Source organism: Patescibacteria group bacterium (assembly GCA_023473585.1).
Lineage (GTDB): Bacteria > Patescibacteriota > Microgenomatia > JAMCYU01 > JAMCYU01 > JAMCYU01.
Genome location: JAMCYU010000004.1, coordinates 147,381 through 160,193, shown reverse-complemented (window position 1 = coordinate 160,193; position 12,813 = coordinate 147,381). Strand labels below are relative to the sequence as shown.

The following is a 12,813-nucleotide window of genomic DNA, read 5'->3' as shown; positions in this document are numbered from 1 at the left end:
TTATGATCGCTCGTAATGATCCTTTTATTTGTGAGAACTGCCAAAAAAAAGTTAAGCCTCTTCAATACGGCGGTTCTTCCCGAAATCATTGCCCTTATTGTCTTTGGAGCAAGCACGTTGATGAAGATGAGCCGGGGGACCGAAAATCAGATTGTCAGGGATTAATGGAGCCCACCGGTGTCTTTACCAGAAGAACAGGAGAGTACGTCTTGGTCCACCGTTGCACGAAGTGTGGATTTGAGCGCTACAACCGTATTGCCGGCGATGATGACTTCGCCCTGGTGACAAAATTATCCACGGTTCCGGTGAGAAAATAAAACTCCATCATGGAAAATTTTTCTTTTAAAGTTTTAAAAAAAGATCATAAAACGCAAGCCAGAACAGGTGAAATCACCACGCCTCATGGAAAAATTAAAACCCCCGCTTTTGTGGCCGTGGGAACCCAGGCGACCGTTAAAAGTTTAACCCCGCCGGAACTTGAAAAGATCGGGACTCAGGTTTTTTTCGTGAATACCTATCATACCTATCTTCGGCCGGGAGCTGAAGTTATCCAAAAAATGGGCGGTTTGCATCAGTTTATGAATTGGAATGGGCCCTTAATGACGGATAGCGGCGGTTTTCAGGTTTTTTCTTTGGCGCGTAGTAATTGGTCGGCGGCAACGAATTTTTCCGTCGCCACTCCTACTGTAGTTAAAATCGACAACGAAGGTGTGACTTTCAAATCGCATTGGGATGGGACAATCCATCGTTTTACTCCGGAGAAATCCATTAAAATCCAACAACAGTTAGGGGCAGATCTCATCTTGGCCTTTGATCAATGCGCGCCTTACCCCATCACTTATGAAAAAGCCCATCTGGCCATGTCCAAAACTCACCGTTGGGCCAGGCGTTGTTTAGAGGCTCAAAAGCAAACTAGGGGGAGTCAGCAAGCTCTTTACGGGATTGTCCAGGGATCGGTTTATCAGGATTTACGGATTGAGTCCGCAAAAGATATCGGTTCTTTGCCTTTTTGGGGGATCGCGGTCGGCGGGATGGCGGTAGGCGAAACAAAAAAGGAAATGCAAAAAGCTCTTGACTGGATAATGCCTTATTTTCCGGAAGAAAAACCTCGTCATCTTTTGGGAGTAGGCGAGGTTGATGATATTTTTGCGATTTGCGAGCGGGGGATTGATACTTTTGACTGTGTCATGCCGACCAGATTGGGGCGAATGGGGCAGGCCCTCATGAAAATTAAAAAGGCAAAATTTAAAATTGATATCACCAAAGCGAGATATGCCAACGACGTAAATCCGCTTGAAAAAGATTGCGGTTGTTTTACTTGCCAAAACTTCTCACGAGCTTACCTCAATCATTTGTTTCGGGTTCGCGAACTTTTGGGCTATCGTCTTTTGACCATTCATAATCTTTATTTTCTTAATCACTTAGTCGAGGAAATCAGAGAAGCCATTGAACAAAACCAACTGCTTGAATTAAGAAAGAAGTGGTTGATATAATAAAGATAAGACGGAGGTGAAAAATGGGTAACTTTGGCGGATTTTACACGGGCGATAAAAAAAAGCCCAAAAAAGACAAGCTGGAGAAAAAAGCCCAGCAACTTTCTTATCAAAAACCTTTTGTCTTGCCCAAGGTTGAGATTATCAGCAAAAAAAAGAGAGAAGAATAAAGATGAAGCGTCTGCCCCGATGGCGGCAGGAACAAAGAAATAAACGTCGCCGTAAAGTTTCTGTTTTGATAAAATTAGTCTTCTGCCTTATTCTTTTGGGCTTTATCCTTTTTTTGGCTTTTTCGTTTTTAAAGTTAACGAAAGAGAGTCCTTTTAACAAAGATTCGCGGTCAACCATTATTCTGGCGACCAAACCGCTTCTTCTCCTTTCTTTTGAACCGGGTTCTGATCTGACCGTTATCTCAATACCGGAAAAAACTTATCTTGAGGTCAACCGCGGTTTTGGTTCGTACCGTTTAGGGGCGGTTTGGGAATTGGGAGCGATGGAAGGATTAAGGGGCAAACTTTTGGCGGAAACCGTTGGGGAGTTTTTAGGGGTTCCTGTTGATGGCTGGGTAGGACCCAAAAATGGCTCATGGTCGGTTTCCTTCAACCGGGAAAACTTTCTTCAGCAAAAAAATGAGCTGATTTCCCTGCGATACTTGCTTAAACCCCAAGAACTCATCCTTTCTTTCCAAAATTTGGAAACTAATCTTAATTTTGTCGATCTGACGAGACTTTGGTTTTCCGCGAAATTTACCCGTTTTGACAAGGTTAAATTTGTTGATCTGGAAAACGGTCCGGCCTTAAACACCCTAACCCTGGCTGACGGGACGAAAGTTCTTACTGCTGACCAAAAATTGGTTGATAGTCTTTTAGTAGGTTTATTTAAGGAGCAGAAAATCGTTCAGGAGCATTTAACCGTGGAAATTTTAAACGGTACGGAAAAAGCAGGCTTGGCCAATCGTTTGGCCAGACTAATCACGAATCTTGGCGGCGACGTCGTCAGCGTGACCAACAGTCAGGAAAAAATTAGCCGTTGTCAAATTAAAGGAAAAAGCCAGGCTCTGGAAAGTTATACGGGGCAACTTCTTTTTAAAATTTATAATTGTGTCAAAATTGCCGATCAGAATGAAGCTCGAGCTGATTTGCAGGTAGCAATTGGCCAGGATTATTGGCAAAAACTTTTTGAACGCGACTAGTAAAGAGCCTCTTCTTCATTAACAGGTTCTGCCAGCCGCGTCGTCTTGGGGACAATTTCTGATTCGGTCTCGGTTTCGTTTTCCGTCTCTTCTTCGGTTCCCAATTCATCTTCTGTTCTTTTTGATAAAGTTGTTTTTCCTAATGCCAGCGAAAAGGTCGGTTGATTTTTAAAACGCTGACCCCGGCAAATTTCTCTGATAAAAATTGATAAATTATTTTTGCCGACGGTTTTGACAAAGGCTTCGTATTTATTGCCGGCCTTAAGAAATTTGATTAATTTGGCGGAAAGATCATCGGGCAAAGCGGCTAAATAAGTCCCGTTTCCGCTCGTGATGACAACCGATCTTCTTTTAATTTCCAGTCCGACCGGCATGCCGCAGGAAATACCCAAAATAACGGAGCATGGCGCTAAATTAACCAAGCTGACAATCTTGGTTTTGCCGGATTCCTCCAAAAATTGCGCCTGACAGGGTAAACCGTGATTATTTTCTTTTTCCTTCTTAAAAGATTTGGGCAGTGATTCCAAAAGCTTCAGGTTTTTATTGGCAATAGGATTAAAACGGTCAAGACTCAAAACCCGGCGGTAAATTTTTTGCGCCAACTTAATATTGCCTGATTCTTTGTAAGCGTGGGCGAGGCGATTTAAAGCTTCGATGCTTTCTTCGTTCTCATCGAGGATGGCCAGGTTAATTTTGATAGCTTCATGCCAATCATAATTTAGGGCAGCATTAATGGCTTGAGTAATTAAATTAGAAGGCATAGAAAACTAGTGCCTAAGAATATAAAGTTTGGAAAAGATTGTCAAGGGGGAAAATTTATATGGTATAATAAGCTTTATGTCAGGACATTCCAAATGGAGCCAGATTAAAAGACAAAAAGGCGTGGCTGATCAAAGACGCGGTCAGGCTTTTACCAAGATGGGCAACGCGATCACGATTGCCGTTAAGGCCGGCGGAGGGATTGCTGATCCGGCCGCCAATTTCAAACTCCGGTTGGCCATTGAAAAAGCCCGCCAAGCCAATATGCCCAAGGAAAATATTCAAAGGGCCATCGAAAGGGCTAAGGGTTTAGAAGCGGGAAAAATTGAAGAGATTAATTATGAAGGCTTTGGTCCGGGAGGAGTGGCGATCTTGGTTGAGGCCGCGACCGATAACCGCCAAAGAACCGCCCAGGAGATTAAAAGTATTTTTGAGACTGCCGGAGGGGATTTAGCCGGTCCCGGAGCCACGGCTTATCTTTTTCAAAGCGTGGGTCTGATTTCCGTTCTTAAAAACGGCAAAACAACGGACGAAATTATGGATTTGGTCGTTGAGGCCGGGGCTCAAGATTTAGAGGAGGCAGGGGGGGAAATCCTTGTTTACACGAAGCCCGAAGAACTTCATCGGGTTATGGAAAAACTCCTGACCGCGCAAATTAAAGTCGAAGAGGCAGAATTAAATTTTAAGCCGCTTTCCACCGTCCTTATTAATTCCCCTCAAGAAGCCGCGAAAATCCTTTCCCTGATGGAGAAATTAGAAGAAAACGAAAGCGTGCAAAAAGTCTTTGCCAACTTCGATATTCCCGACGCGATTCTGAAAGGTTTGTCTTCATGATTATTTTAGGCATTGACCCGGGCACCGCGACGACGGGTTATGGTTTGATTAAAGGCCAAAAAAAAATAGAATATCTGGCTCACGGCGTCATCAAAACGCCGGTAGGCATGCCTATGGGGGAGAGACTCCTTCTCATACGCCAACAATTAAAAAAAGTTATTGTGACCTATAAGCCGATGACGGTCGTCATTGAACAATTGTTTTTTGGCAGAAACGCGAAAACCGCCATGATGGTGGGTCAGGCGAGGGGAGTCATCTTAATGACGGCTTCCGAAGCCAAGCTGCCCATTTTTGAATATCAGGGTCTTTGGGTTAAAAGAAAACTTTCGGGAGACGGTCATGCTTCCAAAAAAATGATTCAGCAAGTGGTGAGAAAGACCTTGGGGTTATACCGTTTGCCAAAACCTGACGATGCCGCTGACGCTTTGGCTTTGGCGATTTGTTATTTAATCCATGAAAAAAAGGTTTAAAAAAATCTTGAGATTTTTTCGGAAAAGGTTAAGCTTCACGAAAAGAGAGAAGTTTGGGGTGGTGGTTGGTCTTTTGACGCTGGGTCTTTTGGCGGTTCAGTTAGCTGCATCCAGTTTTCGCTACCAACTGATTATCGTTTTGGTTGTTTTAACCTATCTTCTGTCGGCCTGGAGTTTGCGCGAGGATTTAGCCGGGGTAGAGTGGTTAACGTTGTTTATCTTGCCGGCGATGTATACCGCGGCGATTAATCTTTTTTATTTTTTACTGCCGGTGCGTTGGCTGACGAGACTGCCGACGGCTTTTCTTTTTGCCGTCGGGATGTACGCCATTTTACTCGTTGAGAATATCTATAATGTCGCGGCGGAACGGACCATTCAGCTTTTAAGAGCCGCTCATTCGGTTGGACTTTTAATCACTCTTTTTACTCTCTTTTTGTTTTTTAGCGTTGTTTTTTCTTTACACTTACCGGCTTATTGGAATGTCCTTTTGGTTTTTTTAATTTCGCTGCCTTTAAGTTTGCAATCTCTTTGGTCCATGAGACTTGATCCCCGAATTGACGGGGAAATTCTTATTTTTACTTTTCTTACTTCCTTATCTTTTGCCGAATTCGCTTTTGTTTTTTCTTTTTGGCCAATACAGGGCGTGATCGAAGCTTTATTTCTGACCACGATTTACTATACCATTGTTGGTCTTATCCAACAGAACCTGGTTGAAAGATTATTTCGCCAAACCATTACGGAATTTGTTTCCGTCGCCGGCGTCGTTTTTGTTTTAGTTTTGATAACGACAAGCTGGGGTTAAAAAATTAAAGAGTTTGGTTGGGGAGTGGGGGAGGTTTAAGGGCGTGAAGCTCCTGATATAGTTTGATATATTTAGGTCTTTTAATAAGCCTATAGTAAAATAACTAAAAACTGATTTCTTGTTGTGGATAACTTCTCATGATTAAACTTTATTTCACGAAATTCGGGTATTCTTTTCACGCCCCGACTCGCTCGTTGCCGCAAACTCTTCTTCTCCAAAGCTGAACACTTAATTTACGCATTAAAATTGACTTTAGCGCGTTATTATGCTCTAAAACTAAATGATGATCAAAATTCTTTCAAAACTTAGCCTTAAAATTAATGATTTAGACCGTTACAATGGGCTAAACTAGTTACGTACATGATTGATCCGGTTAGATCAGCAATTGCTTCTCTTGGGTGCTGGGGACTGGGAAGAATTATGAGCTTTAAAAATAAGAGTTTAGAGCTTTATGATCGCCTAAATCGTCTTTATCCTTAAGAAGACTCATGAGAATAACAGCCTCAAAATTACAAGTTTAGGGCGTTAATATGCGCTAAATATCGTTAAAATACGGACGACCGAAAAAAAGCCGAAAGAGCCGAGACAGAGACGTAGCCTTAAAATAAACAGTTTAGCGCGTTATAATCTGCTAAACTTGCGTGTCACTGTAAGGGATAAAGAGGGCTCTTCTTTTGACCGAAGACTTCCTTGGTCCTTTGATTCAATGATCTCTTTCTAAAATCTTATCATCTTTTTCAATCTTCAAAGACTTTCGGAGAAGTCCTTCTTTTCTCCTCCAAGAGTTAACCAGATTAAAGATCCGGCTAACCCCGGTTCTTATAAAAAAGAGGGACTTGACAACGGGGAGGAAATAATCTAATATGTCGTATAACTACACTTTTACGACGTTAACCAGGCACAGATCCGGAGAAGTGGTCAAAAAAAGAAAAAATTAAAAGATAGAAAAATTTAAGAAAAAAAATTAAAATAGAATTATGTTTTCATTTTTTAACCCCCATTACCCTGTTTTCCCAAAAAGGGCCCCTGGCCTCGTTTTTAGCCCTCCCCTATTAAAACCCAAAAAAATAAAAACTTTCTTTGTTAAAAATAATTTATGAATTTTTCCGAGGCTATTAATAGGTACCTGGAATATTTGGAAATCGAAAAAGACTGTTCACCCCTGACGGTGCGCAATTATAAACTTTATCTGGACAGATTTGACGGCTGGCTTGAGGCTAATTTTCCCGGTACAAAGCCGGAAAATTTAACCCTGGAGATGGTGCAAAAATACCGGGTTTATTTGGCCAGATTAACCGAGCGTAATTTGCCCTTAAAAAAGTTAACGCAGACTTACCATATTATTATTTTACGGGCCTTTTTGGGTTATTTGGAAAGACAGGAAATCAAAAGTTTGGCGCCTAAAAGAATTGAATTGCCTAAACGCAGCCAGGAAAGAATGATTAAGTTTTTGGACCCCGATCAAATCGAAAGACTTTTAAGTCAACCGGATCTTTCCAAGCCCCAGGGTTTCCGCGATAAAGCCATTATGGAGGTTTTGTTTTCGACCGGTCTTCGGGTTTCCGAATTGGTCTCTTTAAATAAGGACCAAATTAATCTGGAGCGCCGCGAATTTGGGGTTGTCGGAAAGGGCCGCAAAGTCAGGGTTGTTTACTTGTCTAAAAGAGCCACGGAATGGTTGAGGAAATACCTGGGAGCCCGCCAGGATGCCTACAAACCCTTATTTATTCGTTACGGCGGCAAGAAGGCTGACCCGGGTAAAGACGGCGAAACTTTACGTCTGACGGTAAGATCGGTCGAGCGTTTAATCGAAAAGTACGTCGCCAAAGCCAAGCTGCCGGTTTTGGCGACGCCGCATACTTTGCGTCATTCCTTTGCCACCGACCTTTTGATGGCCGGAGCGGATTTAAGAAGCGTCCAGGAACTTTTAGGCCACGAGAGCATTAACACAACCGTGATCTACACTCATGTGACCAACCGCCGTTTAAAAGACGTTCACGAAACTTTTCATCGGGGTAATAAATAAAAAAGGCCATTTCACTTGACAAAATAAAATTATAACCTATAATTTAACCATCATGCCGCCACATATTGAATTAGATATTAGGGAATCCGGAAACGAAATTGTCAGACGTCGTTTGGGAAGTACCGAACATAAAACTAATGAAAGCTCTTTTCCAGCCTATCTAGCTGCCCATATTCTGCATGATTCTTGTTTTGAAGGGTTGCATCCAGAAGAAGTGGCTGATGAGTTTGGTCCAGTTTGTTCTTCTGGGCATCACCAAAAAGTTTTAGAAGAACAGAGTTTAGAAGTTACCTTTACTTCTAGGTAATACCATTTTTATCCCTGTTCATAAATGATATATCGATATATCATATAAAATGATTAGATTCTTCCGCCGGCGGCTTTAATACCATAATTAGCAAATTTAAGTGATAGGATTTTAAGTTTTTCCAAGGCTTTCTGTTTTTTGATTTTTGTAATCGCTTATTGATAACCTACCCACTTTGTTTCTAGATGAGGATCTTTTAGATTGTCTTTAATCTTTTCTTAGTCTTTAGCCATACAAGTGGCTGTGGCTAAAGAATCTTTGCTGTCGGCAAACCTCATCAAAATGACCCCTTGAGTCGCGCGGGAAAGTTTGGGGACCTGATCAATTAAGACCTTAACAACCTGGCCCTTACTGGAATTTAAGATGAGAGTTTCGGTTTTTTCCGGAATAATCTGGGCAAAAACGACTTTGCCGGTTCGCGGTGTCACTTCGGAGGCTTTAACACCCATACCGCCACGACCTTGTTTGGGGAAATCAGACAAGGGACTGCGTTTGCCGATGCCTTTTTCCATGACGACTAGAAGGTTAGCTTTAGGATCGTCAATGACATCCATACCAATGACAAAATCTCCTCCAGAAACGGCAATGCCCCGAACGCCCATGGTGTCTCGGCCCATGGGTCTGACCTGTTTTTCGTTAAATCTAATCGCTTTTCCTTTGCTGGTAATTAAAATCACTTCTGAAGCCCCGTCGGTTAATTTCGCCCAGGAAAGAGTATCGCCCGGAGAAAGCTTGATGGCGGTTAGGCCGTTTCTGCGGATATTGGTAAATTCGGAGATGGCCGTTTTTTTAACCGTGCCGCCCTTGGTGGTTAAGAAAATAAATTTCTTCGGAGAAAAGCTCTGCTTCTTTTCTTTGGCGTTTTCGCTGTAGGTTAAGACCGAGGAAACCAATTCTCCCTGTTCGGTATTGATCAAATTGACAATCGCCTGACCCTTACTGATCCTTGTTCCTTCGGGCAGATCCCAGACTTTAAGTTGATAAACTTTGCCTTTATTCGTAAAGAAAAGGATATTTTCGTGGGTATTTGAGAAAATTAAGTGTTCAATTTCGTCTTCTTCCTTTGTTACCATGCCTATAACTCCCTTACCTCCTCGCCCCTGCGTCTTAAAAGAGAGAGGGGATAATCTTTTGACATAACCGCCGCGGGTAATGGTGACAATGGTCGTTTCTTTTTGAATTAATTGTTCGTCGGAAAATTCCCCAACCTTGCTTTTAACCACGCGGGTTTTTCTTTCGTCGCCGTATTTTTCCTTAAGATAGGTTAATTCATTTTTGATGATTTTTAAGATCTTTTCCGGATGAGTAAGCAAATCTTCAAGGTAAGCGATGGTTTCCTTAATCATCTGATATTCGTCTTCAATTTTTTGGCGTTCCAAAGCCGCTAAACGTCGAAGCTGCATGTCTAAAATCGCCGTGGCCTGAATTTCGGTTAATTTAAACTTTGTCATCAAAGCCGATTTGGCCGCTTCCGCGTCTTTGGCTTTTTTGATGGTTTCAATCACCGCGTCAATATTCTCGACGGCAATTTTTAAGCCTTCCAAAATATGAGCCCTGGCCCGGGCCTCCCTCAATTCAAATTCCGATCTTTTACGGACGACTTCACGGCGGTGTTCAAGATAGGCTTCCAAAATCATTTTCAGTGTTAGGGTTTGAGGGGTGCCATCGACCAAAGCGACGACATTGACCGGAAAAACGGTTTGCAGTTCGGTGTGTTTATATAAATTATTTAAAACCTGCTGGGGTCTGGCGTCGCGTTTCAATTCAATGTAAACCCTGATGCCGCGCCGGTCGGATTCGTCGCGCAAATCGGAAATTCCCTCCAATTTTTTCTCTTTGACCAGCTCGGCAATTTTGGCAACAAACATGGATTTATTAACCTGATAAGGCAGTTCGGAAACGATGATCGCGGCCTTGCCCTGACCGATATCTTCAATTTCCGCTTTGCCGCGGATTAAGATTTTGCCCCGTCCGGTCGCGTAGCTTCCGATAATTTCGTTGATATCATAAATGGTGCCGCCGGTCGGAAAATCCGGGCCTTTAATAATTTCGACCAAATCCTCGACCGTGGCTTCGGAAACAAAATGATCGTCTTTATCAACCCGGCCTTTTTCAATCATAAAATTGACGGCGTCTAGGACATCAGTTAAATTATGAGGCGGGATCTTCGTGGCCATGCCGACGGCAATCCCTTCGGAACCCATTAAAAGCAGGTTTGGGAGTTTAGCCGGTAAAAAAACCGGTTCTTTAAGGGTCGCGTCAAAATTGGGCAAGAAATCACAGGTTTCTTTTTCCAAATCGGCAAGCATTTCCTGGCTGATTTGGGCCAGTCTGGTTTCCGTGTACCTCATGGCGGCCGCCGGATCGCCGTCAATCGAGCCGAAATTACCCTGTCCTTCAACGAGCGGATAACGCATGGAAAAATTTTGGGCTAATCTGACCATGGCGTCATAAACCGCCATATCCCCATGAGGATGATATTTGCCCAAGACTTCTCCGACAATCTTGGCGCTTTTGGCAAAATGAGCGCTGTGGGTTAAATTCATCTGGTGCATGGCGTAAAGAATGCGGCGATGCACCGGCTTTAAACCGTCGCGGACATCAGGCAAAGCCCGGGCCACGATAACCGACATGGCATAGTCCAAATAGGACTTTTGCATTTCCGTAGTTATGTCCGTTGCTTGTACTTTACCGATATTCATAAATCTTATTCTTTTTCAGGAACGGGCGGTTTTAATTGCGCCGATGTAAAATCTTTAGGTTCAAAAATTCCCCTTCTGATGGTTTCGGCTACCTCCTCCGGAGTCATCTCCGGCCTTCTAATTTGATCCATCGCTGCTTCGTATTCTGCTTCCTTCATAATTTCACCTCTCTTTCACTTTTGGGCAGGCGATTTTATTTACCGATCATCGCCATGACAAAGGGGGCGATTAATAACGCCACGATATTAATGATTTTAATCATGGGGTTAATCGCCGGTCCGGCCGTATCCTTTAAAGGATCCCCGACCGTATCCCCGACCACGGCCGCTTTATGAGCGTCAGAGCCTTTACCGCCCAAATGGCCGTCTTCAATATATTTTTTAGCGTTGTCCCAGGCGCCGCCGGTATTGGCCATGAAAAAAGCCAGCAAAAGCCCGGAAGCGATGGTGCCGCTTAAAAAGCCTCCCAAGGCTTGAGCCCCTAAAAGACTGATGGCGATGGGCGAACCGATGACTAAAATGGCAGGAACCACTAATTCTTTTTGGGCGGCAACGGTTGAGATTTCCACACACTTGGCATAATCGGGTTTGGCCGTTCCCTCCATAATCCCCTTGATAGTTTTCCATTGGCGTCTGACTTCTTCAACCATTAAGAAAGCCGCCCGGCCGACAGCCGAGATAAGTCTGGAGCTAAAAAGGAAAGGAACCGCTGCTCCCAATAACAAACCCACAAAGGTTTTGGGATCGGCAATATTAATGGCTGACAAGCCGGTGATTTCAAAGTAAGTCGCGTAAAGAGAAACCGCCGCGACCGCGGCCGAACCGATGGCAAAACCCTTGGTTAGGGCTTTGGTCGTATTCCCGACCGCATCCAAATCATTCGTGACTTTGGCGGCTTTGCCGGTCGTTAAACCCGCCATTTCCGCAATTCCCTGGGCGTTATCGGAAATGGGGCCAAAAGTATCCAAAGACATGATGATTCCGGTGGTCGCTAACATTCCCATTCCGGCCAGGGCAATGCCGTAAAAACCCATCAGGGTGTAGCCGGTCAGAATGGCAAAAACCACAACCAAGACTGAAGGAATCGTTGATTGCATGCCCAAAGCCAAACCGGCGATTAAATTCGTGCCGGCGCCGGTGCTTGAGGCGTTAGCAATCTCGACCACCGGTTTTTCGCCGGGACCGGTGTAGTACTTGGTAATATAGAGAAGACCCAGCATGGCTAAGATACCGGCGACCGAGGCGAGGCCGGCTTTGGGTTCACCCAGAAGAAAAATCGCCAAAGCCATAAAAATGACGATGGCGGCGACGGCTGACAAGATGAAACCGCGCATTAAGGGATTTAAAGGATTTTCCTGATCGTTTTTCGCTTTCACAAAGAAACTGCCTAAAATGGAAGTCCAAATAGCTCCGGAACGGGCCAAAAGCGGAAAAACCACGCCCGGAAGTCCGAACATGCTGCCGCCTAAAATCATGGCGGCGACGATGGTGATGGCGTATGACTCAAAAACATCCGCGCCCATGCCGGCGCAGTCGCCGACGTTATCACCAACCTGGTCAGCAATAACCGCGGGATTTCTGGGATCATCTTCGGGGATGCCCTTTTCGACTTTACCGACCAAATCCGCTCCCACATCCGCGGCTTTGGTAAAAATCCCTCCCCCAACCCGCATAAAAAGCGCTAAAAGGGCGGCCCCAAAACCGTAACCGACTAAAACATCAGTGGCGAGTTTAGCCACCGCCTGTGGTCCTTGGGCGATCTTTAAAAAATAAGCCGCGACATAAATAATCGAAACGCCCAAAAGGCCTAAACCGACAATCAGCATCCCGTTAACCGTACCGGCGCCGAAAGCAATTTTTAAAGCCGGATTTAAACCCAAAGTTGCGGCTTGCGCCGTTCTGACGTTGGCCTTAACCGCAATCCACATGGCCACATAACCGGTAATGGCGGAAAAAACCGCTCCCAAAACAAAAGTTCCGGCGACGCCCCAGCCCAAAGTTAAACCCAAAATCAAAGCTAAAATGCCCAAAAAAAGGCTAACGACCCTAAACTGGCGATAAAGATAGGCCATGGAACCATCACGAATCGCCTGACCGATTTCCCGCATTTTTTGGGTTCCTTCTTCTTCCGAAGTCACCCTTTTGACCAAAAAAGCACCGTAACCTAAGGCGACAATGGCGGTTAAGGGAGCCAAAGTCAAGGCCAGAATTTGAATATCCATAAATAAT

The 12,813-nt window shown here is 44.2% G+C and carries 13 protein-coding genes; 9 read left to right on the top strand and 4 right to left on the bottom strand.

Annotated features, from left to right (window positions below):
- Positions 1-2: 2 nt before the first annotated feature.
- The 4 genes from M1575_01905 to M1575_01890 are packed head-to-tail and all read left to right on the top strand — an operon-like array spanning position 3 to position 2,685.
- Positions 3-317: an RNHCP domain-containing protein gene (locus tag M1575_01905; GenBank protein MCL5095457.1), complete on the top strand. Its 315-nt coding sequence runs from the start codon at positions 3-5 to the stop codon at positions 315-317.
- Between the two features lie 9 nt (positions 318-326).
- Complete coding sequence (tgt, locus tag M1575_01900) at positions 327-1,493, top strand: tRNA guanosine(34) transglycosylase Tgt (protein MCL5095456.1); 1,167 nt, start codon at positions 327-329, stop codon at positions 1,491-1,493.
- A 23-nt stretch (positions 1,494-1,516) separates the two neighbouring features.
- Positions 1,517-1,663 (top strand): hypothetical protein, encoded by a 147-nt coding sequence (locus tag M1575_01895; protein MCL5095455.1) that lies wholly within the window; start codon positions 1,517-1,519, stop codon positions 1,661-1,663.
- Between the two features lie 2 nt (positions 1,664-1,665).
- Positions 1,666-2,685, top strand: coding sequence for a LytR C-terminal domain-containing protein (locus tag M1575_01890; GenBank protein ID MCL5095454.1), 1,020 nt, complete (start codon positions 1,666-1,668; stop codon positions 2,683-2,685).
- Here the strand turns inward: M1575_01890 and M1575_01885 are convergent.
- Positions 2,682-3,446, bottom strand: coding sequence for a tetratricopeptide repeat protein (locus M1575_01885; GenBank protein ID MCL5095453.1), 765 nt, complete (start codon positions 3,444-3,446; stop codon positions 2,682-2,684). The two genes, M1575_01890 and M1575_01885, sit on opposite strands and share 4 nt — an antisense overlap.
- A gap of 76 nt (positions 3,447-3,522) precedes the next feature.
- Between M1575_01885 and M1575_01880 the strand changes: the two genes are divergently transcribed.
- The 5 genes from M1575_01880 (at position 3,523) to M1575_01860 (ending at position 7,883) form a co-directional block, all read left to right on the top strand.
- Positions 3,523-4,278, top strand: a complete 756-nt coding sequence (locus tag M1575_01880) for a YebC/PmpR family DNA-binding transcriptional regulator (protein MCL5095452.1) — start codon at positions 3,523-3,525, stop codon at positions 4,276-4,278.
- Entirely contained in the window at positions 4,275-4,748 is a 474-nt protein-coding gene (gene ruvC / locus M1575_01875; GenBank protein MCL5095451.1) for a crossover junction endodeoxyribonuclease RuvC, read from the top strand. Before M1575_01880 ends, ruvC begins: the two co-directional genes overlap by 4 nt.
- Positions 4,732-5,550, top strand: coding sequence for a hypothetical protein (locus M1575_01870; GenBank protein MCL5095450.1), 819 nt, complete (start codon positions 4,732-4,734; stop codon positions 5,548-5,550). The genes ruvC and M1575_01870 overlap by 17 nt, the downstream gene beginning before the upstream one ends.
- A gap of 1,096 nt (positions 5,551-6,646) precedes the next feature.
- Positions 6,647-7,576 carry a tyrosine-type recombinase/integrase gene (locus tag M1575_01865; protein ID MCL5095449.1) on the top strand — a complete coding sequence of 310 codons (930 nt, stop codon included), beginning with the start codon at positions 6,647-6,649 and terminating at the stop codon, positions 7,574-7,576.
- Positions 7,577-7,628: 52 nt separating this feature from the next.
- The gene (locus M1575_01860; protein ID MCL5095448.1) at positions 7,629-7,883 is read left to right on the top strand and encodes a hypothetical protein; all 255 of its coding nucleotides are present in this window, start codon (positions 7,629-7,631) and stop codon (positions 7,881-7,883) included.
- A 218-nt stretch (positions 7,884-8,101) separates the two neighbouring features.
- Here the strand turns inward: M1575_01860 and gyrA are convergent, their stop codons facing one another.
- Genes gyrA through M1575_01845 form a run of 3 tightly spaced genes read right to left on the bottom strand, consistent with a single transcriptional unit; the run spans position 8,102 to position 12,806 of the window.
- On the bottom strand, positions 8,102-10,585 hold the full coding sequence (gene gyrA / locus M1575_01855; protein MCL5095447.1) for a DNA gyrase subunit A: 2,484 nt from the start codon (positions 10,583-10,585) through the stop codon (positions 8,102-8,104).
- A gap of 5 nt (positions 10,586-10,590) precedes the next feature.
- A complete protein-coding gene (locus M1575_01850) occupies positions 10,591-10,743 on the bottom strand; it encodes a hypothetical protein (protein ID MCL5095446.1) in 153 nt (50 codons plus the stop codon).
- A 35-nt stretch (positions 10,744-10,778) separates the two neighbouring features.
- Positions 10,779-12,806: a sodium-translocating pyrophosphatase gene (locus M1575_01845; GenBank protein ID MCL5095445.1), complete on the bottom strand. Its 2,028-nt coding sequence runs from the start codon at positions 12,804-12,806 to the stop codon at positions 10,779-10,781.
- Positions 12,807-12,813 lie beyond the last annotated feature (7 nt).

Coding starts and splice junctions, on each gene's coding strand:
- M1575_01885 (MCL5095453.1), bottom strand. CDS start 3,446: ATGCCTTCTAATTTAATTACTCAAGCCATTAATGCTGCCCTAAATTAT.
- M1575_01905 (MCL5095457.1), top strand. CDS start 3: ATGATCGCTCGTAATGATCCTTTTATTTGTGAGAACTGCCAAAAAAAA.
- M1575_01845 (MCL5095445.1), bottom strand. CDS start 12,806: ATGGATATTCAAATTCTGGCCTTGACTTTGGCTCCCTTAACCGCCATT.
- M1575_01890 (MCL5095454.1), top strand. CDS start 1,666: ATGAAGCGTCTGCCCCGATGGCGGCAGGAACAAAGAAATAAACGTCGC.
- ruvC (MCL5095451.1), top strand. CDS start 4,275: ATGATTATTTTAGGCATTGACCCGGGCACCGCGACGACGGGTTATGGT.
- M1575_01895 (MCL5095455.1), top strand. CDS start 1,517: ATGGGTAACTTTGGCGGATTTTACACGGGCGATAAAAAAAAGCCCAAA.
- M1575_01850 (MCL5095446.1), bottom strand. CDS start 10,743: ATGAAGGAAGCAGAATACGAAGCAGCGATGGATCAAATTAGAAGGCCG.
- M1575_01865 (MCL5095449.1), top strand. CDS start 6,647: ATGAATTTTTCCGAGGCTATTAATAGGTACCTGGAATATTTGGAAATC.
- gyrA (MCL5095447.1), bottom strand. CDS start 10,585: ATGAATATCGGTAAAGTACAAGCAACGGACATAACTACGGAAATGCAA.
- M1575_01880 (MCL5095452.1), top strand. CDS start 3,523: ATGTCAGGACATTCCAAATGGAGCCAGATTAAAAGACAAAAAGGCGTG.
- M1575_01860 (MCL5095448.1), top strand. CDS start 7,629: ATGCCGCCACATATTGAATTAGATATTAGGGAATCCGGAAACGAAATT.
- M1575_01870 (MCL5095450.1), top strand. CDS start 4,732: ATGAAAAAAAGGTTTAAAAAAATCTTGAGATTTTTTCGGAAAAGGTTA.
- tgt (MCL5095456.1), top strand. CDS start 327: ATGGAAAATTTTTCTTTTAAAGTTTTAAAAAAAGATCATAAAACGCAA.